The organism is Spirosoma agri, from assembly GCF_010747415.1.
GTDB lineage: Bacteria > Bacteroidota > Bacteroidia > Cytophagales > Spirosomataceae > Spirosoma > Spirosoma agri.
In genome coordinates, this window is sequence record NZ_JAAGNZ010000001.1 from 3,549,904 (window position 1) to 3,574,708 (window position 24,805).

The 24,805-nt window shown below is 52.5% G+C and carries 16 protein-coding genes; 6 read left to right on the forward strand and 10 right to left on the reverse strand.

The genetic code is table 11. The annotated features are described in order from the left end of the window. Window positions 1–129 precede the first annotated feature (129 nt). Entirely contained in the window at window positions 130–3,081 is a 2,952-nt protein-coding gene (locus GK091_RS14765) for a glycosyltransferase family 117 protein (protein WP_164039622.1), read from the forward strand. A 93-nt stretch (window positions 3,082–3,174) separates the two neighbouring features. On the opposite strand, the gene GK091_RS14770 is transcribed toward GK091_RS14765, so the two are convergent. The 5 genes from GK091_RS14770 to GK091_RS14790 form a co-directional block, all read right to left on the reverse strand. Further along, window positions 3,175–4,773 (reverse strand): Na+/H+ antiporter, encoded by a 1,599-nt coding sequence (locus GK091_RS14770; RefSeq protein WP_164039624.1) that lies wholly within the window; start codon window positions 4,771–4,773, stop codon window positions 3,175–3,177. Between the two features lie 239 nt (window positions 4,774–5,012). Beyond that, complete coding sequence (locus GK091_RS14775; RefSeq protein ID WP_164039627.1) at window positions 5,013–5,687, reverse strand: response regulator transcription factor; 675 nt, start codon at window positions 5,685–5,687, stop codon at window positions 5,013–5,015. Further along, window positions 5,684–6,478 (reverse strand): sensor histidine kinase, encoded by a 795-nt coding sequence (locus tag GK091_RS14780; RefSeq protein ID WP_164039631.1) that lies wholly within the window; start codon window positions 6,476–6,478, stop codon window positions 5,684–5,686. Before GK091_RS14780 ends, GK091_RS14775 begins: the two co-directional genes overlap by 4 nt. Continuing rightward, window positions 6,454–7,107, reverse strand: coding sequence for a hypothetical protein (locus GK091_RS14785; protein WP_170312656.1), 654 nt, complete (start codon window positions 7,105–7,107; stop codon window positions 6,454–6,456). The genes GK091_RS14780 and GK091_RS14785 overlap by 25 nt, the downstream gene beginning before the upstream one ends. Before the next feature lie 30 nt (window positions 7,108–7,137). After that, window positions 7,138–7,620 carry a hypothetical protein gene (locus tag GK091_RS14790; protein WP_164039634.1) on the reverse strand — a complete coding sequence of 161 codons (483 nt, stop codon included), beginning with the start codon at window positions 7,618–7,620 and terminating at the stop codon, window positions 7,138–7,140. 348 nt (window positions 7,621–7,968) lie between these two features. Between GK091_RS14790 and GK091_RS14795 the strand changes: the two genes are divergently transcribed. The 3 genes from GK091_RS14795 to GK091_RS14805 all read left to right on the forward strand — a co-directional run bounded on the left by GK091_RS14795 (window position 7,969) and on the right by GK091_RS14805 (window position 15,104). Then, on the forward strand, window positions 7,969–8,223 hold the full coding sequence (locus GK091_RS14795; RefSeq protein ID WP_164039637.1) for a hypothetical protein: 255 nt from the start codon (window positions 7,969–7,971) through the stop codon (window positions 8,221–8,223). A 247-nt stretch (window positions 8,224–8,470) separates the two neighbouring features. Beyond that, window positions 8,471–9,013, forward strand: coding sequence for a phage tail protein (locus GK091_RS14800; protein ID WP_164039641.1), 543 nt, complete (start codon window positions 8,471–8,473; stop codon window positions 9,011–9,013). Window positions 9,014–9,287: 274 nt separating this feature from the next. Next, window positions 9,288–15,104 carry a putative Ig domain-containing protein gene (locus tag GK091_RS14805; RefSeq protein WP_164039643.1) on the forward strand — a complete coding sequence of 1,939 codons (5,817 nt, stop codon included), beginning with the start codon at window positions 9,288–9,290 and terminating at the stop codon, window positions 15,102–15,104. A gap of 110 nt (window positions 15,105–15,214) precedes the next feature. Here the strand turns inward: GK091_RS14805 and GK091_RS14810 are convergent, their stop codons facing one another. Continuing rightward, on the reverse strand, window positions 15,215–16,327 hold the full coding sequence (locus GK091_RS14810; protein WP_164039647.1) for a hypothetical protein: 1,113 nt from the start codon (window positions 16,325–16,327) through the stop codon (window positions 15,215–15,217). Window positions 16,328–16,702: 375 nt separating this feature from the next. Here GK091_RS14810 and GK091_RS14815 point away from each other — a divergent pair, with 375 nt between their 5' ends. Continuing rightward, entirely contained in the window at window positions 16,703–17,710 is a 1,008-nt protein-coding gene (locus GK091_RS14815) for an SDR family oxidoreductase (protein WP_164039649.1), read from the forward strand. Between the two features lie 79 nt (window positions 17,711–17,789). Here the strand turns inward: GK091_RS14815 and GK091_RS14820 are convergent, their stop codons facing one another. The 3 genes from GK091_RS14820 to GK091_RS14830 all read right to left on the reverse strand — a co-directional run bounded on the left by GK091_RS14820 (window position 17,790) and on the right by GK091_RS14830 (window position 22,018). Next, the gene (locus GK091_RS14820) at window positions 17,790–19,952 is read right to left on the reverse strand and encodes a M3 family metallopeptidase (protein WP_164039652.1); all 2,163 of its coding nucleotides are present in this window, start codon (window positions 19,950–19,952) and stop codon (window positions 17,790–17,792) included. Between the two features lie 212 nt (window positions 19,953–20,164). Beyond that, the gene (dnaJ, locus tag GK091_RS14825; RefSeq protein ID WP_164039656.1) at window positions 20,165–21,328 is read right to left on the reverse strand and encodes a molecular chaperone DnaJ; all 1,164 of its coding nucleotides are present in this window, start codon (window positions 21,326–21,328) and stop codon (window positions 20,165–20,167) included. A 75-nt stretch (window positions 21,329–21,403) separates the two neighbouring features. Further along, window positions 21,404–22,018 carry a nucleotide exchange factor GrpE gene (locus tag GK091_RS14830; RefSeq protein WP_164039663.1) on the reverse strand — a complete coding sequence of 205 codons (615 nt, stop codon included), beginning with the start codon at window positions 22,016–22,018 and terminating at the stop codon, window positions 21,404–21,406. 224 nt (window positions 22,019–22,242) lie between these two features. On the opposite strand from GK091_RS14830, the gene queG reads away from it, so the two are divergent. Then, the gene (queG, locus tag GK091_RS14835; RefSeq protein ID WP_164039668.1) at window positions 22,243–23,172 is read left to right on the forward strand and encodes a tRNA epoxyqueuosine(34) reductase QueG; all 930 of its coding nucleotides are present in this window, start codon (window positions 22,243–22,245) and stop codon (window positions 23,170–23,172) included. Between the two features lie 134 nt (window positions 23,173–23,306). On the opposite strand, the gene kynU is transcribed toward queG, so the two are convergent. Next, on the reverse strand, window positions 23,307–24,650 hold the full coding sequence (kynU, locus tag GK091_RS14840) for a kynureninase (protein ID WP_164039672.1): 1,344 nt from the start codon (window positions 24,648–24,650) through the stop codon (window positions 23,307–23,309). Window positions 24,651–24,805 lie beyond the last annotated feature (155 nt).

Sequence of the window (24,805 nt, forward strand, 5' to 3'; positions counted from 1 at the left end):
TAGACCAGACAAGAGGGATGGTTTTCCCGGTTAACAAACTTTAACAGCCCGCTCTAGCCCGGTCGGGCTGCTTTTTTACGTATTTTTGGCAGTTACTTACACAAAAGCAGTCAGTTAATCTTTACTTATATGCAGTCATTCAAACGCCTGAACACCCTCGCAGGCTGGCTCGTTTTCGCTGTCGCGCTCATTACCTACGCGATGACCGTTGAACGTACGGCCAGTTTCTGGGATTGTGGTGAGTTCATTGCGTGTTCGTTTAAACTACAGGTTCCTCACCCACCGGGAGCACCCTTCTTCCTCCTGCTGGGACGGCTTTTTTCCATGATGTCGTTTGGTGACCTGACCAGCGTAGCCTATTGGATCAACATGGCTTCGGTACTGGCCAGCGCGTTCACCATCGCGTTCCTGTTCTGGACCATCACGATGCTGGGGCAGAAGCTATTGGACAAAGCAGAGAGCGAGTATTCGACCGCCGACACACTGCTGGTTCTCGGAACGAGTGCCGTTGGTTCGTTAGCGTACACGTTCTCAGATACGTTCTGGTTCTCAGCCGTTGAAGCGGAAGTATATGGCATGTCGTCGTTCTTTACGGCCATTGTCGTATGGGCCGCGTTCAAGTGGGAGCGCATCGAGGACGAAGCCGCTGCCAATCGCTGGTTGATTTTAATTGCTTACCTGACCGGTCTTTCGATCGGCGTTCACTTACTGAACCTGGTAACGCTACCGGCACTGGCCCTGATTTATTATTTCAAAAAATACCCCAAGCCAACCTTCTGGGGTGGTGCGGCTGCGTTTACTGTCGGTCTGGCGATTCTGGGTATTATCAACTCAGGTATCATTCCGGGTCTGCCGGGCATGGCCTTTGCGGTCGAGCGGCTGTTTGTCAACACATTCGGTCTGCCCTTCAACTCGGGGATGTTCTTCTTTATTGTTGTCTTCCTCGGCGCTGTAACGTACGGTATCATCTGGTCAGTCAAGCAGAAACGGGCGATACTTAACACGTCGCTGTTAGCGCTGGCCTTCGTTCTGATTGGCTACGCATCGTACATGCAGGTGCTGGTACGGGCTGATTTCAACCCGCCCATCAACGAGAACGATCCCAGCGATGCGCTGAACTTTCTGTCATACCTGCGTCGGGAACAGTACGGTAGCCGTTCGCTGCTGTATGGTCCGGTCTTTACGGCCCGGCCCGTCGATCAGAAACAGGGAGCCGCTATGTGGAAGAAAGAAGGCAATAAGTATGTCGTCTTCGATCACCAGCCCGAATACGTGTATGCTCCCGGTGATGAGATGCTGTTCCCCCGCGTCTACAGCAGCCAGCAGAATCACCCACAGCTTTACCGGCAAATGCTGGGGCTGGCCGAAGGGCAAAAACCAACCATGGGCGACAACCTGAAATATATGTTCGACTATCAGCTCGGCCATATGTGGTGGCGGTACCTGATGTGGAACTTTGCCGGTCGGGAAAGCGACGAAGAAGGCGCGGGTTATCTGCTGCCCTGGTCTACCGATCAGAACGCACCCGATCTGCTGAAAGAAAACAAAGCCCGCGACAACTTCTTTATGTTGCCGTTCATGCTCGGCCTGTTCGGTATCGTCTTCCAGTATTTCCGCCGTCGTCGCGATTTTCTGATCGTTGGATTGCTGTTCCTCTTCACGGGTATTGCGTTACAGATATTCCTGAATTCGCCCCCGTCGGAGCCGCGCGAACGTGACTATATTTATGTCGGCTCGTTCTATTTCTTTGCGATCTGGCTCGGCCTGGGCGTGATGGCGATTGCCGAAGGACTACGAACCTATCTCAAAGCCGATATGGCCCGCAATGGACTGGTCGTTGGTTTGTCGCTGCTCGTGCCGGTCATGATGGGCGCCAAAAGCTGGGATAACCACAACCGGGACAAACGCTACCAGTCCGTCGATTTCGCCAAAAATCTGCTGAACTCCTGCGCGCCGAATGCCATCCTGTTCACCGGTGGCGATAACGATACGTTCCCACTCTGGTACGTTCAGGAAGTCGAAGGATTCCGTCGCGACGTTCGCGTGTGTAACCTGAGCTTGCTGGGCACGGAGTGGTACATTCAGCAGATGAAGCGTAAAACCTACGAATCGGATGCGCTGCCCATTTCGCTGGCGTACGACAACTTCAACAAAGGCAAGAATGACATCGTGCCGTTCTATGAGGTGCCAGGCGTGAAAAACGGTATCGATCTCAAGCAGTACATCAACCTGATCAAGACCAATAATCCGGCCATTCAGGTGCCGCTCACGAGTGGTGATATGACGAGTGTACTGCCATCGTCAGTGCTGTTTCTGCCTATCGATAAGGAAGCGATCAGCAAAGCTAATTTCGTTCCGGCGATGTTGCAACCCATGATCAAGGACACGTTGCAGTGGACAATCGGGAAGAAAGATCTATACAAGCCTGATCTGATCATGCTCGATATGATTGCGACCAACAACTGGAAACGTCCGATCTATTTCTCCAGCACGCTGGCCAGCGACAACTACCTGAGCCTGAAGAACTACATGCAGCTGGAAGGTTACGCATATCGGCTGATGCCGGTGGCGGTACCCGGCGCAACGGATGGCTACGTGAACTCCGACATCATGTACAACAACATGTTGAAGAAGACGTTCTGGCGTGAGTTCAACAACCCGGATGTGTATTATGACGAAACCTACAAAGGCCCCCCCGTTATTTCGGCCCGCATCGCGTTCTTCCGCCTGGCCGACCAGCTGATCCGTGAAGGCAAGAAGGATAAAGCCCGCGAAGTACTCGATTTTTCGCTTAAGGTAATTCCCGATAAGAGCATCCCGTACGACCAGATTTCGTCCAATTACGTTCGGTTCCTGTTTACGGTTGGTGACGATAAAAAGGCGCTCGACATTGCGAACACGATGGCAACCCGCGCCGACCAGAACCTGTCGTACGATAAAACGGGCAGACGGTTCGGCAGTCCTGACGCCGATCTGTACATCCTGCAAACGATCGTTGAAGCCTGTAAGGAAGCCAAGCAAACGGCAGCCGCCAGCAAGTTCGAAGCCATCTTCCAGAAGCACATCAATTCATTTGGTTGATCCGGATGAGGTCTAAGTTAAATGCCCCAGTCACTCGTTCGTGGCCGGGGCATTTTTTGTGTGATCGACTATGAAGAGAGTGTTCAATATGCGTTAGTGGATCGGGTGATTGATCTTTTCCTCTTCCAGGTCCATCCGCGCTTCTTCCTTCCGGATCAGGTCATCGTCGAACTCCTGTTTGCCACGCAATCGCTGTAGCTCAGTCCGTTTAACAGCAATGATGTCGGCAATAATCTGGTTGTATTCCGTGACGTTTTCGTCATCGCTCTCCAGGCAATGTAAGTGCTGTTTCGTCTGGTGCATATCGCTTTCCAGCCTATCCTTCAGGTTCTTCACCAGCTCATTATTTCCTGATTCAGTAGCGTAGTTTTCCTGAAGATGGGTCAACGCAACCTTGAGCAGCTTCAGCTGGATCAACGCTTCCTGTTCATCGTCGGGTATTCGCTCGTCGGGGTCTTTGTAGTCGACCCACCGGATAACGAGCGGCAGGGTCAGCCCCTGAAAAACCAGCGTAACCAGTATCACCACAAACGTGATGAACAGAATCAGATTCCGGTGCGGGAATGGGGTGCCGTTCTGTAAGGTCAGCGGGATGGATAAGGCCGACGCCAGCGATACCACACCCCGCATACCTGCCCATCCCAGAATAATAGGACCACGCCAGCCAGGTCTACGCTGAGCCACCGTAATGTATTTTCCAATGAACTGCGTGAAGTAGGCTGACGAGATCGTGAACACCATCCGCGTAACAATGACCACCGCCGTGATCAGCAGCGCGTAGACAATGGCTTCGGTTTTTGAGTAGTCGCCCAGACTATTGATGATGACGGGTAGTTCGAGCCCGATCAGAATAAAGACCAGTCCGTTTAAAGCGAAAACGACCGTAGCCCACATCCCCACTCCTTGAATCCGCGAGCTATGGTTCAGGATCACGTGGCTCTGGTTCGACAAAAACAGCCCTCCACTCACTACCGCCATAACCCCCGAAACATCAAATTCTTCGGCCGTCATGTACATGATGTACGGAGCCATGAAGGTCAGCAGAATACTGATTCGGGTTGACGTAGGAAGCCATCGATGAATCGCGTAAAATACACACGCCACGGCCAGGCCAACAACAACACCCATCACCGTGACCATTACAAAATCGACGGAGGCTTCCTGCCACACGAATGAACCGGATAAAATAGCGGCCAGCGCAAAGCGAAATACGACCAAACTCGACGCATCGTTCACTAAACTCTCACCCTCCAGAATGCTGATAGCCCCTTTGGGAAGGTTAACATTCTTCAAAACCGACGTTGCCGCAACCGCATCGGGCGGTGAAATAATCCCTCCGAGTAGAAATCCCAGGGCCAGCGTGAACCCCGGAATGACCGCACTCGACACATAAGCGACGGCAACCGACGTAAAAATCACCAGCCCGAAGGCGAGTACAACAATGATCCGTCGCCAGCGCCAGAACTCTTTCCAGGACATGAACCAGGCCGCTTCATGGAGTAAAGGCGGTAAGAAAATCAGAAAGATTAAGTCAGGATTGACTTCGACGAGCGGAATACCCGGCACCAGACTTACCGCTAAACCACTCAACACCAGAAAAATGGGCACCGGAATTCGTAAACGCTGACCGGCCATGACCAGCAACGAAACGGCAAGCATCAATGACAAACAAAGAAGTAGTGTTTGGTGCATACGTATCTAAAAGAGGGATCGAGCGAAGATACGATAACTCAGCTTTATCAGGCAAGCGGAGGTTCGTTGGTAGCACCAGACCAAGCTATGCCGAGCCATGAAGATGTTCATGCTGGCAGAACACGTTTAGTCTTCCTTGCCTGACTACAGCAAGGATAGTCGTTTGAACGAAGAGCGAGCGTGTGGTATTGAAATCGCCGGTCAAAGCCCGACAGTAGCAGGCACGACGAAATTCTGAATTAAAGGAGTGAAGCCGGGTCCAGCAAATGATTTTTCACGGCAAAGATGACCAGGCCAGCGGTGTTGCGGGCACCGGTTTTCTCCAGCAGATGGTTTCGGTGGCCATCGACCGTTCGGGTGCTGATATTGAGCTGATCGGCAATTTCCTGGGCGGTCAGTTGCCGGCATATCAGGTTGAGTATTTCCACTTCTCTCGCGGTTAAACTGGAGGCAAGATCGACGTTTAGCAATTGACGCGGCTTCTTGATCGATAACCGGTTTTTCATGGCCGTCAGAAATACATCGTTGACGTAAAACTCTTTTTCGACAACGGTATGGATAGCCCGTTCTACCTCCGACGGCTCTACATTTTTGAACAGAAACCCATTTACTCCCAGGTCAATCATGTGGATGACAAATCGGTCTTCGCCATAAACCGATAAAATTATTATTTTGAGGGCCGGATACATGCTGTTCAATCGCTTGGTGACTTCAACCCCATTCAGCTCCGGCATCGACAGATCCAGCAGCACCACATCGGGAAAAGGAGAGGCCGTTTCGAGGGCGTCCAGCAAAACCCGTCCGTTGTCGGCTTCCAGGGTGACTTGCATGCCTTCGAAACCGTTGACAATCGACAACATGCCTTTTCGAAATAAAACCTGATCATCAGCAATAGCGATATTGATCGTTTTCATAGGTCAGTCAGTAATGGAACCTCAACCGTGACGTGTAATCCCTGACCCGCGTGGGTTTTGAATCGAACAGCCCCGCCAAGCATTTGAGTACGCGTTTCAATATTCTTCAGGCCCAGACTCTTTTTTTGATACGCTTCTTCCATATTGAACCCGATGCCATTGTCGGTGTATGTAAGACGGAACTGGTCCGTAGTAACTATGATCTGAAGCTCGATGCAGGTGGCCTGGGCGTATTTCGTGGCATTGATCAGTAGCTCCTGAACGAGCCTGTATATGGTCAGATTGAACCGGGCGCTAAAGTTAACCGTACCCTGAACCAGTAACTGGATATCATTCTGCGTTACAGCCATAATATCCTCACACAGGCCCTCCAACGCGTAGACCAAGCCGAGTTCAGCTAACCCTTGCGGTAACAGATCGTTGGAGATGCGCCGAATCGTATCCAGCGTATGATCGATCTGGCCTTTGAGCTTGCTTCCTGCCGGGTCGATGATGGGATTGGATTGAACCAATTGGCCTACCAAAAGACGCATGACGGAGAGGGAAGCGCCTACTTCGTCGTGCAGATCACGGGCCACCCGGTGACGCTCGTCTTCAACCGCATCCAACGTACGATAAATTACGTCGCGCTGGTAGTTCAGTTCTATTTGTTTCATCGCCAGCTCCTGTTTTGCCAGCCGCTTCTGGTACAACAAAAGAAACGTTATCAGACCAGCTACCAGGAATAAAATGGCGATCGAACCACCAAACAGCAATACGTATAAATCTACCGAAGATTGGGACTGAGCCATAAACCAAGACTAATAGCAAGATGCATTAAGACAAACAAACAGGAATGTAAGCCCCAAGACATCAAACTTAATGACTGATTAGGTTGCTCAATCGTAATATTGGCTAATAAAAACAGAATGAGACTTCCCGCGAAATAAAGCAGGAAACCCGTATTTATCCAAAATATAGGATACGTTTCAGGATGCTTGATATCGAGTTCGGTCAGCATCTTGTAAAAGCACAGGATGGCCAGCCCAATGACCATCAGACTTTCCAGGCCCCGTGGATACGTGTTGAAAACGGTCAGCGGCTGAAAGAACAGTGTGTTCAGGACGACGAAGCTATTGAATACCAGCAGTAATACAACAATTAACCACCGGGGGTAGAACGCCGAGAAAAAGCGTCGGTAGAATAAAGCAATTATATTGAATTCGAGTAAGGTGTAGATGTGCAGAAGAAATAGATTGGGTATGTGCAGTTTGGACAGGGTGAGCGAAACGATTTCACCCACCAGACTGAGCAGTAGAAAAGCCCCGATATACTTTAATTCAGCCTGTAAAAATCGACGGCGCACGAGAGCAACTCCCAGGGAGATGATCATCACATAAGAGCCATTTAAAAGCATCCAGTGCAAAAAGCGCTCGATCATAAAGAGAATACGGGCTAGGGTATCTTATAACTAGCAATCACACGGCTGATCGCTGGCAATGAATAATGGACTGTCCTCATCGCACTGCGGAGGGCAAACGTGGGTGAAATCGAATACGTTATAATTCTGTTCCGCCAGAATCGGTGCCGCAGCGTCATCGTCGTTCATGTGCCCGATAAGATCGATAACAGTATCAGGGTCTTTTTCACTCGTGGGGTCAATATCTCTGCGATAGGCCGCCGACACCAGCAGTAAGCAGGGCCGAATCCGCTTTTTACCCGTCTCAGCTTCTTCAACGGGCTTTTTACCGATATACATCCGGATAAATTCGGTATCAAGCTGATTCAGCAGCTCAACAATTTCAGCCCGTCTGACCAGAAAGGCGCGCATGGCAGTTGGGGGAGTCGCCGACTGATTTTCCGAATCAGAGTCAACCCAGTTTGTAACCCAATCCTGAGCGATTGCCAATGGAACGGCATAAGGGACCAAATCCAGATTATCGTAATTATCCATCGTTGTGTGTATTTCTTTTTTGTTGTGCCTGGCAAATAAAGAGCTTTGTTCATGGGCCTATACCCGTAAAAATACCTGTTTTCAGAAACAGGCATAAATTCTTTGTTCATATAGGCGTAACTACTTCATTTGAAAATAGCGTCTTTCTACTCCTTTAATACCCTTCAACGTAATAGACCTTTGCCCCACAATCAGTTCATTCCGGACGGAGCAAGCGATGTCACGAATACCCTGATTTCGTGGTCGACCAGGTTAACAAAATGTCTGTCTAGACGAGACGAACTGATCGTGGCTTTACGGCCTGATGATGATCATCAACCACCTAATTACGAATGCCTATTCATGTCTATGATTATTTCCCGTCAGGACTACAATAAGAAACCATTAGCCATTCAGCAAGGCGCTCTTTTGCTTTGGGGAAAACTACTGATGAATTACAGGGAAGGCGATTTTTTGTGCCAATTGTATAGTCTGAATAACTTTTTCGTCCAAAGTTATTCCAGTCTCAACCCTCAGAAAATTGTCAAAATTTACACCTTTCATACCACCAAGAACTTGAAAATCAACCCTACGAGTGTCTGGAAAGCGGGTAGTGCGGTTTGACAATTAATTGTCTCGTTCACGCCTTATACCTGCTAGATAGAGCGAGTCAACGAGCCTACCACATGCGCAAACTAGACGCTGCTCATTGAGTCATTCTAACCGATAGTTTCCAAAAATGAACGATTAGTACATTACGAGTACATACTTCCTGACCTACTAGAAGCTTATAAGTAAAATATAAGTTTCTATCCACACCAAACGATTATTAACGTTTACAATTCCTTCACCTTTAACCTTTTTTTCAATCATGGATGAGTACATGGGTATTGTCAAGCTGTTCGCAGGAAATTTCCCAATAAAAGGGTGGGCCTTTTGTAATGGTCAATTACTTTCTATCAGTCAAAATTCAGCATTGTACTCCCTGCTGGGCAACACCTACGGGGGCGATGGCGTAAGTACCTTTGCGCTGCCTGATTTGCGGGGACGAACTGCCGTTGGTTTCGGTTCGGGGCCGGGTCTGCAAAACTATAATTTGGGAGAGGCGGGTGGTACGGAAAGCGTCACGCTGACAAACAACCAACTACCGGTTCACACTCACTCCCTGAATGCTACGACAAATTCAGGTACTCAAGTGTCGCCTTCGGGAGTTCTACTCGCTGCCGCTACGGGCGCTGACGAAGGTGGTACTTCGGTCACCGTCAGTACTTATGCAAATGGCTCCCCCAATACCTCGCTTAGTCCAAACAGCATTGGAGGAGCAGGCGGAAACCAGCCCCACGAGAATCGTCAACCCTACCTCGGACTCAACTACATCATTTGCACAGAGGGTCTTTATCCGCCCCGTCCGTAGCCGCATAAACTCTTCGACTTAAGCTGGTTTTCCTGGGGTATCCCGGCGAGGGATGAGGTGTTGACCAGTCTATACGCAAAGCAGTGCTCTATGTCGTAGAGCACTGCTTTGCGTTGACTTATTTCTGTTTTACTCATTCAAACGTATGAAAACATCTTTTCGAAGGACTAAAAAGGATAATCCGCCGTGAGCTGATCCTACCACTCTGTTGTCGAGTCATGACAACACCTTGATGGTTATTCCTATCCCTTTTCAATCTTTATCCATAGTTCTTATGCGCTTCTCACTTTTACTAGCTTTTCTGCTGACACTTGTTGCCGGGCTCACCTACGCACAGACACCTACGCGGCTATTTCTCACTCGTGGTAGCGGCACTTCGTCGAATGATGCACTACTTTCAGTCGATTTGAATGGTTCGCTGCCGTCCACGGGCACTGTACTGGCTAACGATGCTGGCAACTTCACTCAGCCAAGCGATTTACTTTACGACCCAGCCACTAATTTTCTCTACGTAGTAGATGAATACGTACCTGCAAGTGGAGGAGGTGGCGGTGTATTTCGCTATCTGTATAATCCTTCAACTAACTCTGTATCGAACCGAACGGCGCTAGTGGCATCCAACGGCTTCAGCTATCGGGGTCTGTCCCTTGACGCAGCCAACAATCGACTGTATGTCTCTCAGGGAGATGCCAATAATGTGACGGATGCACTGCTGATGCTGAGTAACGTAACTGGTAACGGTCCCTTCACCGCAACAACACTTGTTATTGGTACAGCAGCCGACGGCGGTTTTACGAATCCGGCTGACCTCGTCTTCGATCCAGCCAGTAATTACCTCTACGTATCGGACCAGTTTATCAATACGGGTTCGATAATACGATATACGGTGAATGGCAGCGGTACGGCCGTTTCAAACCGCACGGTTGTAATTGCGGCAGCAGGTAGTGGAAGCATTGCACCAGGGGGGTTGGCACTTGATCAGGCAAACGGTCAACTCTACTTCACTACGTTTACCAGCAGCAATGCGACTGGTGATGCGAACGACGCGCTCAAGCAGGTAAATGTAGGTAATGGAGCCAGTTTCCCCGGTACACCAAGCACAATAATAAACGGAACGAACTCGTCTTTAACCGTACCTCAGGATTTAGCCCTGGATCGCACCAATGGGTCTATTTATGTTTCGAATGCGGCAACGGGCGGCCAGGTATACCGCTACACCACGAGTGGAAATAACGAAACGGCCATCGTTCCCGGAACAGCGGTAAGTACCTATACCGGTCTGGCGCTGAACGGTGGTTTTACAACCTCCAGCACGACCGTCACCGCTATCAATCGGACAGGTACTATCCCGACCAGTGCAGGTAGTGTAACTTACTCAGTGGTCTTTGCCGCAAGCGTGACGGGCCTTACGACGAATAATTTCTCGGTAACACCGACCGGCAGCATTAGTGGAGCCAGCGTCAGCAGCGTGTCAGGTTCGGGCACTAACTATACTGTAACGGTAAACACGGGCACGGGCAGTGGTACGCTTACGCTAAATCTAGCTAATAGCTCGGGGGTCTCCCCTACCGTTTCCAACACGCCCTTTAGCGGACAGACTTATACCATCGACAAAACAGCGCCCACAGTGAGCAGCGTGAGCGTACCCGCCAACGCCACCTACCGCGCCGGACAGACGCTGAGCTTCTCGGTCAACTTCGCCGAAAACGTCATCGTCTCGGGCACCCCGCAACTGCCACTCACCATCGGCACCACTACCCGGCAAGCCAACTACGTATCGGGCAGTGGCAGCTCCGCCCTGGTCTTCACCTACACCGTCCAGACCGGCGAGCTGGACACTGACGGCATCGCACTGGCCTCCGCCCTGACTCTCAACGGGGGCACTATCCGCGACAATGTCAATAACAATGCCACCCTGACCCTCAACGGTGTCCCTTCCACCACCGGCATCCTGGTCGACGCCGTGGCCCCCACCGTGACCATCACCTCCTCGGCGGGACCGTCGGGCTCCACCACCGGCACCAACCCCATCCCCTTCACTATCACCTTCTCCGAAAGCGTGACCGGTTTGGTAGCTGGCGGAGTGAGCGTGACCGGCGGCACACCCACTGGCTTCAGTGGCAGCGGCACCATCTACACCCTCAACGTGACCCCTACGGCCAACGGAGCGGTGACGGTCAATGTGGCCGCTAATGTGGCCCAGGATGCCGCCGGCAACGGTAACGCAGCGGCCAGCCCGTTCAGCATCACCTACAGCCAGCCCGTCACGGCGGCTCCGGTGGTGACCAGCCCGGCCAACAGCAGCCAGCTCAACACCAGCACGCCCACCTACGCGGGGACGGCCCCAGCCAACAGCACCGTGACGGTCTACGTCGACAACACCGCCATCGGCACCACCACTGCCAACGGGGGGACCTGGAGCCTGACGCAGCCCACGGCTATAGCGAACGGCACCCACTCAGTCTACGCCACGGCCCAGCTCAGCGGGCAGGCCGTGAGTGCAAACTCCAACACCAACTCCTTTACCGTCGATACCACCGTCCCCACAGTGAGCAGCGTGAACGTACCCACCAACGCCACCTACCGCGCCGGACAGACGCTGAGCTTCTCGGTCAACTTCGCCGAAAACGTCGCCGTCGCGGGAACCCCACAACTGCCACTCACCATCGGCTCCACCACCCGGCAGGCCAACTACACCTCCGGCAGTGGCAGCTCCGCCCTGGTCTTTACTTACACCGTCCAGACCGGCGAGCTGGACACTGACGGCATCGCACTGGCCTCCGCCCTGACCCTCAACGGGGGCACCATCCGCGACAATGTCAGTAACAACGCCACCCTGACCCTCAACGGTGTCCCTTCCACCACCGGCATCCTGGTCGACGCCGTGGCCCCCACCGTGACCATCACCTCCTCAGCAGGACCGTCGGGCTCCACCACCGGCACCAACCCCATCCCCTTCACCATCACCTTCTCCGAAAGCGTGACCGGTTTGGTGGCTGGCGGAGTGAGCGTGACCGGCGGCACACCCACTGGCTTCAGTGGCAGCGGCACCATCTACACCCTCAACGTGACCCCCTCGACCAACGGAGCGGTAGTGGTCAATGTGGCCGCTAATGTGGCCCAGGATGCCGCCGGCAACGGTAACGCAGCGGCCAGCCCGTTCAGCATCACCTACAGCCAGCCCGTCACGGCGGCTCCGGTGGTGACCAGCCCGGCCAACAGCAGCCAGCTCAACACCAGCACGCCCACCTACGCGGGGACGGCCCCGGCCAGCAGCACCGTGACGGTGTATGTGGACAACAACGCCATCGGCACCACCACCGCCATCGGGGGAAGCTGGTCACTGACTCAGCCCACGGCCCTGGCCAACAGCACCCATTCGGTCTACGCCACGGCTCAAGTGAGCGGGCAGGCCGTGAGTGCAAACTCCAACACCAATACCTTTACTGTCAACAACTCGATGCTTAGCCTGGCTCTGTCGGTAAACGAGTTATGCGCTAATAGTCCGCTCAGTCTGACGGCTACAGCTACGAACATCGGTTCTCCCGTAACCTATTCGCTCAGTAGTAGCCCCGCTGGCTTTTCGGGTTCAGGCACCTCGCCCCAGTTTACCCTGACTGCCCCCGCGATTGAGTCGACAACGGCCTTCACATTGACCGTTACCGCTACCAGCACAGCCGGTAACGCTAGTGCCACTGCGGTTGTTACGGTGAATCCCCTGCCCACAGCTACGTTGGTAGCGAGTGGCACGCTGACTTGCGCGCAACCCAGTATCACGCTAACGGCCCAGGGAGGAACCTCCTATCAATTCAGCGGACCCGGTCTGGTCAGTCAGTCGGCAAATACAGCGCTGGTCAATGTGGCCGGTACGTATTCAGTGACGGTGAGTTCAGGTAGCGGTTGTTCCAGTACGACTAGTGTGGCTGTTAGCCAGGAAAATAGCCTGCCTACGGTGACTATTACCCCGGCCAGCAGTACGTTGACTTGTGCCAATCCGACCTTGCAACTGACGGCCAATAGCTCGGTCTCAACCCTGCGTTGGAGTACGGGAGCCAGCACGCCCAGCATTTCGGTGAGTGCTGCGGGCACTTATTCAGTGACGGCTACAGGTACCAATGGATGTACAGCCACGGCCAGTGCTCAGGTGATCCAGGACAATACCGTGCCCACACCAAGCCTGACAGCCAGTGCCCTGACAACCGTCAATCAGCCCATTTCCGTTACCGCCAGCGGTTGCAGTGGTACGCTTACCTGGCAGGTACAGGGGGGGGCAGGCCAGGCCAACGGGTCAGTCTATACGCTCACCCAGCCGGGCAACTATACGCTCTCGGCAACCTGTACAGTGGGCAGTTGCACCAGTCCACCCGCCCCGGTCCTGCTGCTAACCATTCAGGCTCCCAATACGAACTTCGCGATCACAGGCGTAACCATGGTCAACTGTTATCAGGCCAACCCCAGCCGGGGCGAGTATCTTGTGCAGTTCACCCCCCAGTACGCCGGGCAAAACAGCAACCCCATCAGTTTTTCGGTGGTGCGCGAACTGGCACCCACTACCCAGCCAGCCCCTTATGTGCTGAATCTCTACCAGGATAATCCCGTTATTACGCTGGTAGCCAATCAGGCGGGTAATGGCGAAGCTCGCTACAATTACAACTGGCTGGCGTCCTGTAATTCGGGTAGCAGCCCCAATCAGCCGCCAACCACGTTGGGTATCGGGGCTCAGACGCTAACCGTGAATCAGCCTTATCAGCTCAACCTGAGTAGTTACTTCACCGATCCGGAAGGACAGCCGCTAACGTACTCAGCTACGGGTCTGCCCGCCGGATTGAGCGTAGCGGGTAGCGTGCTCAGCGGTACACCTTCGCAGACTGGTACGTTTGGCGTAAGCATCACAGCCATCGATCCGGGCAACCTCTCCGTCAGTAGCAATTTCACCCTGACGGTGCAGACCCAACCGAGCCAGCCAACGGCTTTTACAATCGCGAGCGTCAATACAGTCAGCTGTGAGGTGCTCTCGGCCGGTCAGCGCCGGGTTCGGTTTACGCCCCAGTACAGTGGACTTTCGGGTCAGCCGATTACGTTTCGGGTGGTGAACGAACTCGCTCCGACGACCCAGGCGGCTCCTTATAGTCTGGACCTGTACACCGATAATCCAGTAATTGAGTTGCGGGCCAGTCAGGCGGGTACAGCAGGCGAAGTGAGCTTTAGCTACAACTGGCTGGCAGCCTGCGGTAGCACACCTCCGGTAAACGGGGCTCCTACGGTTACACAAACAATACCTAATCAGGTGGGTGCCGTGAACCAGGCGTTCAGCTACAGCATCCCGGCGGGTACATTCACCGATCCGAACGGGGATGCGCTGGTCCTAACCGCTAGTGGCCTACCATCAGGCTTGAGCCTGAATGGATCAGTGATCAGCGGTACGCCTTCGAGCAGTGGAGTATCAACAGTGAGCATCACAGCCACTGACCCCGGCAACCTATCGGCAAGTACCCGTTTTACACTGACCATCAACCAGATCACGATACCGCCTACGCAGGATTTTGCGATAACTGGGGTAAGTTTGCTCACCTGTCAGGCAGTAAATGGACAACAGCGCCTAATCCGTTTCAGCCCACAGTATAGCGGTTTGACGGGCCAACCGGTGAGTTTTTCGGTGGCCAACGAACTGGCTCCCACGAATGCAGGTGGTCCGTATGAGCTGCGGTTATATCTGGACAATCCGGTCATTGTGCTCAAAGCCGCCCAGGCGGGTACGGCAAATGAAGCCAGCTTCAGCTACAACTGGCTGGCAGCCTGTGGCAGTGCTTCGGGTCGTCGGCCCGCCGACGAATTACCGGCCTTCAATGTAGTAGTACTGGGTAATCCGGTAGAGAGTACTACCGCTGAAGTAGCGATTCATGGGGCACAGGGACAAACGGTGGCGGTGCGTGTAGTAGATCTGCAAGGCAAGCTGGTGGCTACGATTCGGATTGAGCAGGCCCAGGCCGTTGAACGGGTAAGCTTACCGTTGGGGACCAGTAGTGGAGTGCTGCTTCTGGAGGTGCGTACGCCAACCCAGTATCAGCAGGTCAAACTGGTAAAACACTAATTCGATTTGTTCTATTGCTGAAAGCCCAGGCCAAAACAGGTCTGGGCTTTTTTGTAGCTTTTTTCTTCCGCTTTGATCAGATCGAAAACGGGCAGATTCCTGGGATTCCACTATTCAGCGTTAACCAACTCAGCCATCAGGGCCATCAACTCGGTAGCCGTACTAGCGCTTCGGCGGCCTAATCCGCACGAGCAGGCTATATCTACCGACTGGCCCCTGGCACGCTCAATGCTGTCAAGGATGAGTCTGTTCTCAGCCAGCGTACGTTTTTCGTGGACAAACCCGGCTACAAAGCGAGTACCCACCGGGAGTCGAATCTGTTTGAGCGGAGTGTAATGGTCAGCATCCACAGAGGGAGGCACCACACCTTCAGCAAATGGGTAGTGCATGTAAACCAGCGTGTGCTGAGCGGGCCACTCCTGGACTAACCGATTAGAGAACGCCACCATTTTGTCCAGTGTTTTGGGGTGCACCAACGCTTCGTTATGGAAATCACCCAGACAGAGGTGAATACCAATATGGGCACCTGGGTTGATTTTTCGCAGTAAATCCTGAATTGGCTTCAGCGCCAGACCCAGCAGCGGTGTTGGTAATTTATAGGCAGCGTACAGTTCGGGAGGTACTTCGAGCTGAATCACTACATCCTGACCGGCTTCGGTCAGGATGGCGTTGACCTCGCGGGCAATAACGGTGTTGAACGCGTACGTATAGCGCAACCAGGTAAGGGGGCTGGCGAAAGCAAAGCCCATCGCAAAGCCGGTTGGCACACCCACCTGAAATTTCAGATCTGGTAGTTCATGCTGTTCCCTTAAACGGGTAAACGTTGGGTAATTGCGTCGAAAGAAATCATCGTAGCCCAGGCGAACATGCTGGGGCATATCAGCCGGTGAGTATAGGGGCTTGAGTTTCTGAAAGCTATCGTAGTCAACAGCCATACCATCGGCCCCTCGGATGGGTTCTTTAACGATCTGCCAACTCGTTTTGTCCTGGGTCAGCTTCTCAATGGCATAGACTACCCAGGCCGTACGATTACCCTTGGGAAAGGCGGGTGTCTTCTCTCCCACCTCCCCATCAGGCAGGCAAAACAGCATTGGCCCGAGCGCGTCAAAGGCGCGTTCCATACAATCTTCATCACTGTCGAAAGGCAGACTGCCCACCAGCAAGGCTGATCGTATGGTCGGGGACTGAGCGTTACCGATTGGTTTTGGTTGTGTCGTTGACATGCGATTAGTTTTTAAAAGGGTTAGTGAAGGTACCGGCTCGCTATTGATGCCTCACCGATTCATTCAAACGTAGTCAAGTTAACAAAACTACGGCTCCCCACCTATTGATAGTCAATCAACTAGCAACGGCAAGCTAAACTTAGATTCACCGTTCGTGACGGTGAACACTTATGCATCAGCGGTACACTCGATCAGCCAGAACGCGCTGGTTAAAAGTCATATCCACGCTCTTTTTCAAACCCTAGGTAAATTATGGCCGCAAAAAAAACAAAAATCTAACCTTACCCTTCTACCAATCGTTCACCCCAGTAGCCTACTGGCATACTATCGTTTAAAAAGACTAATTCATTTACTCAACGTCTGAAAACAACCAACATGAATGAGAATCAATTGAGCCGACGCCAGATCATTGGTGGCATCGGCAGCAGCTTAGCCGCTACCGTAATAGCACCAGCGGTTTTTGCCAATTCGGAAAACCAGACCACAACGGGAACCGCTCCGGCAGCCCTTGTCGATCCAACGACCAAATACCCAAAACCTCCCTTCAAAGCCCAGCCCCAACCGTGGCCGGGACTGGCGAGTAAGATGGACCCCCGCCCCGATCATGGCGAAACCAGCTACAAAGGATCGGGACGCTTAACGGGTCGGAAAGCCCTGATCACCGGCGGTGATTCGGGAATGGGTCGGGCAGCCGCGATTGCCTATGCCCGTGAGGGAGCCGATGTAGCCATCAATTATCTGCCCGCTGAGGAATCCGATGCCAAAGAGGTCATTGACCTGATCAAGAAAGAAGGCCGCAAGGCGATTGCCATTCCCGGTGATCTCCGCGACGAAGCGTTCTGTAAACGACTGGTCGATGAAGCGGTGAAAGGGTTGGGGGGGTTAGACATTCTGGTCAGTAATGCGGCCCGTCAGCAACAGCGCGAATCCATTCTGGAGCTAACCTCGGAAGACTTCGATGCCACGATGAAGACGAATATCTACGCGCCTTTCTGGATTATCAAAGCGGCACTACCGCACATGCCAGCCGGCTCGTCCATTATCGGCACTACCTCCGAACAGGCGTATGATCCTTCGGCTAACCTGTACGACTATGCTCAAACGAAAGCGGCTACGATGAATTTTGTCAAGTCGCTGGCTAAGCAGCTTGGTCCAAAAGGCATACGGGTAAATGGTGTAGCACCGGGCCCGATCTGGACACCGTTGCAACCCAGTGGTGGTGCCACCCAGGAAAAACTAAAAACGTTTGGCGGGGATACTCCGCTGGGCCGTCCTGGACAACCCGTTGAGCTGGCGTCTATTTATGTTCAACTGGCAGCCAATGATGGCAGCTACGCCACGGGACAGGTGTACGGTGCAGCAGGTGGAGGTGGACAGCCTTAGCAAAATTAAGTCATATAAAAACACAAAAGCCGCGTTCAGTGTCAACTGACGCGGCTTTTGCTGTATTGAAGCCTCAGTACTACACGTTCTTGAGTAACCCACGTCGGCGGAGTAACGGCTTGATGTCGGGCTCGGCACCCCGAAATTTGCGGTATAACATCATCGGATCGTCCGTACCGCCCCGTTCCAGAATATTCTTCCGGAACGATTGGGCCGACTTCGGATCAAACAATCCCTTTTGCTTGAACACCTCAAACGCATCAGCATCCAGCACCGCCGACCAGATGTAGCTGTAGTAACCAGCCGAGTAACCACCCGAGAAGATATGCTGGAAGTAGGTGCTCCGGTAACGGGGCGGAATCTGATCGATCAGGCCAATCTTGTCCATTGCCTGCTTCTCGAAGGCCAGTACATCCGACGGAGCCTGCCCTGGTTTCAGTGTATGGTAAGCCATATCCAGCAGCGAAGCGGCCAGGTATTCACTGGTTTCGAAGCCCTGATTGAACAGCTGGCTCCGCTTGATCTTGTCAACCAATGCATCCGGAATGACCGCGCCTGTCTGGTAATGTTTCGCAAACAGTTTTAGCATTTCGGGCTCTACGGCCCAGTTTTCCATAATCTGCGACGGCAATTCCACAAAATCGCGGGGAACCGACGTACCCGACTGACTTCCGTAGTGAACATTCGACAACAGCCCATGTAGTGCGTGTCCAAACTCGTGAAAGAACGTGCTGGTTTCGTTTAAGGTAAGCAGCGCGGGCGCGTTGCCGCTCGGCTTCGAGAAGTTACAGACGATCGACACAACCGGCGTTATCTGTTTGCCGTTTTCGACTTCCTGCCGCCGGTAACTAGTCATCCAGGCACCTCCGCGTTTGCTGGCCCGCGGGTAAAAATCCATGTAGATCAGCCCTATGTGCCGCCCATCGGCCTCTTTCACTTCGTAAGCCGTAGCCTCCTCGTGGTAGACCGGCACATCGGTACGACGCTCGAAGCGAAGTCCATAAAGCCGGTTAGTGAGCGTGAAGATACCTTCGCGCACGCTTTCCAGAGAGAAGTAAGGACGAAGTTCCTGCTCGTCGAGGGCATATTTTTCCTTGCGCAGTTTCTCGGCATAATAGCGCCAGTCCCAGCTGGCCAGTTTCTCGCTCTGGCCGGGATTGGCTTTGTTTTCTTTATCCATCATCGCCTGTAAGTCAGCCGCTTCCTGCTTAGCGACAGGGACCGTGGCCGTCCAGAGTTGATTTAACAGCTGAGCGACTTTCTCGGGCGTTTGGGCCATACTCTCTTCCAGCACGTAAGCCGCGTGATTATCGTAACCCAGCAACTGGGCTTTCTCAGCCCGGAGCGCTACCATGTTCGCCATAATCGACTTATTGTCGTGCTCGTCGTTGTGATTAGCCCGTTCGAGGTAGGCCCGGAAAATCTGTTCCCGTAACTTCCGGTTATCAGCATACTGCAAAAACGGCATGATGCTCGGATTTTGCAGAGTGAACACCCACTTACCGTCCAGTTTACGCTTTTTCGCGTCGTCGGCAGCTGCGGCTACTACCGAAGCAGGTAAGCCACTCAGATCTTCCGGCTTGTCGATAACCAGGGCATAGGCATTGTTCTCGGCGAGCAGATTCTGCCCAAATTTGAGCGTCAGCACCGACAGTTCGCCGTTGATTTGCCGCAACCGATCCTGTTTGTCAGTCGTCAAGGCGGCCCCGTTGCGCACAAAATTCTTGTACATTTTTTCGAGTAACCGCTGCTGATCACCCGCCAGTTTGAGTTTGTTACGACCTTCGTAAACGGCTTTCACCCGGCTAAACAACACGGGATTGAGCATAATATCATCGCTGTGCTTGGCCAGTTTAGGGGCAACCGTCTGCGCAATTTTCTGCAACTGATCGTTGGTATTAGCCCCGTTGAGATTACCCAGAACCGTGTTGACGCGCCGGAGCAGATCACCACTGGCTTCGACGGCCTCGATGGTGTTGGCAAACGTGGGCGCTACCGTCTGTTTGGTGATCGTTGCGATTTCAGCTGTTTGCTGCCGGATCCCCTCGTCGATAGCGGGTTCGAAATGCTCGGGCTTGATCAAATCGAAGGGCGGCACACCAAACGGGGTGTTGTATGTACTGAAAAAAGGATTCGACGCGTAGGGTGCTACGTTTGCGGTAGCGACGCGGGGCGTGTCAGTATCTGGAGAAAAAGCCGTCATTACTAAAGTCAGCGCGAAAAGAGAGTGTCTGTAGTTCATTTGACTGAGTGCATTCGTCGTTAGTACGGGTATAGTCCACAAAAATAGAACAATCTATTCAGAGAAAACCGCCAGATTCGTTACCGATTAGTCCGCCCGTAGTTTATCGAAATAAGTACACGTGTTCACGTATGATCTGCAAAACCAAAAAAGCCCCTTTCGGGGCTAGGTTGGCTGTATATAATCAGTTGCTGATGCTAGTCAGTTCGTGCTCAACCGTGAAAGAAATCTTTCATTTTGTCGAAGAAGCCTTTTTCGTTCTTATTCGGCTTCGGTTGGAAATTCGGTGAGTGCCGTAGTTTTTCCAGCATCGAACGCTCTTCCGACGACAGTGTTTTTGGCGTCCAGACGTTTACGTGCACAAGTTGGTCACCCCGTCCATACCCGTTCAACTCTTTGATGCCTTTACCTTTGAGCCGAAGTATTTTACCACTCTGCGTACCTGGGTCAAGCGTGATCCGGGCTTTTCCGTCGATGGTCGGTACTTCGACGTTTGTTCCGACTGCCGCATCGACAAAGTTGACGTACAGATCGAACACGACATTGTTGCCATCGCGCTTGAGATCGCCATCTTCCTCCTCTTCGATCACGATCAGCAGATCACCCGCCACACCACCTCGGGGCGGAACGTTCCCTTTGCCGCCAACCGACAGTTGAATACCTTCGGCTACACCCGCCGGAATTTTGATAGGAATAACGTCTTCCTGCAAGACACGCCCTTCGCCGAAGCAAACATCACACCGATCGGTTACCAGTTTCCCTTCGCCGTTACAGGTCGGACAGGTACTCGTGGAAACCATCTGACCAAGCATCGTATTGACCACTTTACGGGTCTGTCCGGTGCCATTACAGGTCGTACAAGTCTGCACAGCCGTTCCATTTTTGGAGCCGTTGCCACCACAGGTCGTACAGCTGACGTGCCGCTTGACTTTGATTTTTTTCTCGACGCCGTTGGCAACTTCCTGCAAATTCAGTTTCAGCTTGATACGCAGATCGGAACCACGACGAACGCGTTGACGTCCACCGCCACCCTGCGCTCCCCGGAAGAAGCCGCCAAAAGGGGACTCATCACCGAAAACATCGCCAAATTGGCTGAAGATGTCTTCCATCGTCGGGCCGCCAGCGCCATAGCCACCACCTGCCGCTCCGCTCATGCCCGCATGACCAAACTGATCATACCGAGCTTTTTTCTGCGGGTCGTTGAGCACGTCGTAAGCCTCGGCGGCTTCCTTGAATTTCTCCTCGGCGGTGGGGTCGTCGGGATTTTTATCCGGGTGGTATTTGATGGCCATCTTCCGATACGCCTTTTTCAAGTCCTCCGCCGAGACGTTTTTATCAACGCCTAATATTTCATAATAATCGCGCTTCGTCGCCATACATTCAAAGAGCGAACGAATGAACGAGCCAAGGAATCGCCTTAAGCACTCCTTGGCTCGTTCATTCGTTCGCTATTAGCTTCCTACAATTACTTTCGCAAACCGAATGACTTTGTCATTCAAATAGTATCCTTTTTCAATTTCGTCGATGACTTTACCCTTGAGGTCATCACTGGGAGCCGGGAACTGCGTGATCGATTCGTGCAGATCGGCATTAAACGGTTCACCTTTAGCCGTCATTGGCTTGAGGCCCTTGCTTTCCAGCACCTTGAATAACTTGGCGTAGATCAGCGACACGCCTTCTTTAACGGCTGTAACATCTTCGGTCGTTTCTATGGATTGCATAGCCCGTTCGAAATCGTCAACAACCGGAATCAACGCCTGCAACAGCCCCTCGTTGGCATTACTGATCAACTCAAGTTTTTCCTTGGCGGTGCGCCGACGAAAGTTCTCAAAATCAGCGTACAAACGGAGGTATTTATCTTTAAGCTCAGCGATTTCGCGGGTGGCCTGGTCAGCCTTACCGGCCAATTCGGGTTCAGCTTCAGCCGTAACTTCTTCGGCAGAAACATCTTCTACCTGTACTTCCGGCTCTCCACCATTGACAGTAACAGCTTCGTCAGTTGTCAGATTGTCAGGTTGTTGTGTATTGGTGGACGTTTCTTCGTCCAGTGTGTCTTTATTTTCCATTGATGAGCTTCTATTTCGCTTCCAGAAATTCATATGCAAAGATGGGCAAAAGACCGGCCAAAACCGCATATCCTGTCAAGTTGACACACTACTTAATGCAGTCAGGCCAATGATTTATAGAAATTGGAGCATGTACAGGATTTAAAAAGCCCGGAGTATCGTTCTTCGCTTGGAACAATCAGCCGTTTATCGTCCTACCCGTCACGCTTCACCCTACCGTATTTATGCACCGGACCCGCTATACGCAACTGATCAAAGCCAAAGCCAGCGAACTGGGTTTTGATTTTTGTGGTATAGCTAAGGCTGATTTTCTGGAAGAAGAAGCACCCCGTTTAGAGACGTGGCTTAAAAACGGGATGCACGGCCAGATGAATTATATGGCCAATCATTTCGACAAACGACTCGATCCCCGTTTGTTGGTCGATGATGCAAAATCGGTCATAACGGTCCTGCTCAATTATTATCCGGAGCAGAAACTACCCGAAGGCGACGACGATTACAAACTATCTAAATACGCTTACGGCACTGACTATCACTTTGTTATAAAAGACAAACTAAAAGATTTGCTGGCCTATATTCATCAGGAAATCGGCGAAGTGGGCGGACGGGCGTTTGTCGATTCGGCCCCGGTCATGGACAAAGCCTGGGCGAAACGGGGCGGCCTGGGCTGGGTGGGCAAGCACACCAATCTGATCAATCGCGAAATCGGTTCGTTCTTCTTTATTGGCGAACTGATTCTTGATCTTGAACTGGAACCCGACGGTCCGATCACCGACTACTGCGGCACCTGCACCCGTTGCATCGACGCCTGCCCGACCGACGCCATTGTCGGTCCTTACGTCGTCGATGGGAGCAAATGCATTTCTTATTTCACGATTGAATTAAAAGAAGCCATTCCCGACGACGTTCGCGGAAAATTCGAGAACTGGACATTTGGTTGTGATATCTGCCAGGATGTCTGCCCCTGGAACCGTTTCGCCAAACCCCACAAAACACCCGCCTTTGATCCACACCCTGAACTGGCCGCTTTCACCAAAAACGACTGGGAGGAAATTACAGAAGATGTGTTTCGGGAGATTTTTCGCCGGTCAGCGGTGAAACGCACGAAACTGGAAGGCTTGAAGCGCAACGTAGCGTTCAACAAGCCGGACTAATGTTGTGAGCTATGATCAGGGAGTTGGTAGCCGCTCATCATTCTGGTAAATGAGTATTTTGTAGACTGGTAAACAGACATACGCCGTATCTCGAAGATACGGCGTATGTCTGTTTACCAGTCTACGAAGATAGGCTACCTATCAAAATAACGTCTGATTATCTCCCCTACCTGCCAAACCTCCTCGAACGTGTTGTAGAGTGGCGTAGGTGCCAGTCGAATGCAGTCAGGTTCGCGCCAGTCGCTAACAACGCCTTGTTCGGTCAGGTACGCAAATAAATCTTTCCCATTTTTTCGTACCAGTAGCGATAACTGACAGCCACGTTGGTTGGGATCGTCGGGCGTTAGAATCTGTATGTCGTCAAACGGCGTCAACAGGTACTCAAGATAGCCCGTCAACCGTTCGCTTTTTTGCCGAAGTGGCACAATCCCCGCTTCGGCGGTTATGGCAATAGCCGCCCGGTGAAGGGCCAACGCCAAAACGTTGGGCGTACTTACCTGCCACCCATCGGCACCGGGCGCGGGTAGAAAACCGGGCGTCATCTCGAAGCGTCGGTCTTCACGATAGCCCCACCACCCCGCCAGCCGGGGAAGATTTTGGTCATGGTGTTTCTGGTGAACGAACACGCCCGATACGGCACCCGGACCACCGTTTAGGTATTTGTAGGAACACCAGGTCGCAAAATCAACCCCCCACTCGTGGAGTCGCAGCGGCACGTTACCGATCGCATGGGCCAGATCGAATCCGATGGGAACGCAATACCGCTTGGCCGTTTGGGCGATAGCATCCATGTTGTATACCTGCCCGGTGTAATAATTCAGGCCACTCATCCAGATGAGCGCCAGCGAATCGGCGTGGTCAGCAATTGCTCGCTGTATGTCCGTCGTGTGAATCAACCCATCGTCCGGGCGGGGTGCTATTTCAATGATAGCATCCGACGGATTCAAGCCATGATGCTTCACGTGCGTTTCGAGCGCGTACTGATCAGAGGGAAAATCTCCTTTGATCGTCAAGATCTTGTATTTCCTATGCTCACTCGACCCCACCGCGCCGGCAAACCGGCCGGGCGAATCCACGCTGGACGAATCCACGCCGGGCCGGTAAAATGAAGCCAGTAGCAGGTGCAGATTTACCGTCAGGGCATTCATCGGACACACTTCCAACGGTTCCGCGCCTACGATTTGCGCCAGCGATTCTTTGCAGGTAGCATGGTAGCCTAGCCACGGCTGTTCACCCCCTTCGGCCCCAGCAGCCGTGGTTTGCTCGAACCAACCCTCAACACCCAGATTTTGCCAGGTATCGAGTTCCTTGGTCAAGGATTCCCGTGCCGTTTTCGGTTGCAACCCAAGCGAATTACCACATAGATAAATCAGGGATTTACCGTCGCGCTGAGGAATGTGAAAACGGTCGCGGAAGTGGCGGATCGAATCGGCTTCATCGAGTTGCAGGGCAAACGATCGTGAGTTTTCGTAGGTCATAGAATGATTTCAACAATTGCTTTACAAACTACGATTTTGCCGTCGTTTTGTTCACTATCGGCTTTCCGGGATTTCTACAGGCCAATCACTTATCGCCACAATAATGGAACAACGCGGATCACATGTACTGCATTTTTCCAGTGTTTAAATGGATT

Coding starts and splice junctions, on each gene's coding strand:
- GK091_RS14790 (WP_164039634.1), bottom strand. CDS start 7,620: ATGGATAATTACGATAATCTGGATTTGGTCCCTTATGCCGTTCCATTG.
- GK091_RS14820 (WP_164039652.1), bottom strand. CDS start 19,952: ATGAACTACAGACACTCTCTTTTCGCGCTGACTTTAGTAATGACGGCT.
- GK091_RS14805 (WP_164039643.1), top strand. CDS start 9,288: ATGCGCTTCTCACTTTTACTAGCTTTTCTGCTGACACTTGTTGCCGGG.
- GK091_RS14795 (WP_164039637.1), top strand. CDS start 7,969: ATGATTATTTCCCGTCAGGACTACAATAAGAAACCATTAGCCATTCAG.
- GK091_RS14775 (WP_164039627.1), bottom strand. CDS start 5,687: ATGAAAACGATCAATATCGCTATTGCTGATGATCAGGTTTTATTTCGA.
- dnaJ (WP_164039656.1), bottom strand. CDS start 21,328: ATGGCGACGAAGCGCGATTATTATGAAATATTAGGCGTTGATAAAAAC.
- queG (WP_164039668.1), top strand. CDS start 22,243: ATGCACCGGACCCGCTATACGCAACTGATCAAAGCCAAAGCCAGCGAA.
- kynU (WP_164039672.1), bottom strand. CDS start 24,650: ATGACCTACGAAAACTCACGATCGTTTGCCCTGCAACTCGATGAAGCC.
- GK091_RS14785 (WP_170312656.1), bottom strand. CDS start 7,107: ATGATCGAGCGCTTTTTGCACTGGATGCTTTTAAATGGCTCTTATGTG.
- GK091_RS14815 (WP_164039649.1), top strand. CDS start 16,703: ATGAATGAGAATCAATTGAGCCGACGCCAGATCATTGGTGGCATCGGC.
- GK091_RS14770 (WP_164039624.1), bottom strand. CDS start 4,773: ATGCACCAAACACTACTTCTTTGTTTGTCATTGATGCTTGCCGTTTCG.
- GK091_RS14810 (WP_164039647.1), bottom strand. CDS start 16,327: ATGTCAACGACACAACCAAAACCAATCGGTAACGCTCAGTCCCCGACC.
- GK091_RS14780 (WP_164039631.1), bottom strand. CDS start 6,478: ATGGCTCAGTCCCAATCTTCGGTAGATTTATACGTATTGCTGTTTGGT.
- GK091_RS14765 (WP_164039622.1), top strand. CDS start 130: ATGCAGTCATTCAAACGCCTGAACACCCTCGCAGGCTGGCTCGTTTTC.
- GK091_RS14800 (WP_164039641.1), top strand. CDS start 8,471: ATGGATGAGTACATGGGTATTGTCAAGCTGTTCGCAGGAAATTTCCCA.
- GK091_RS14830 (WP_164039663.1), bottom strand. CDS start 22,018: ATGGAAAATAAAGACACACTGGACGAAGAAACGTCCACCAATACACAA.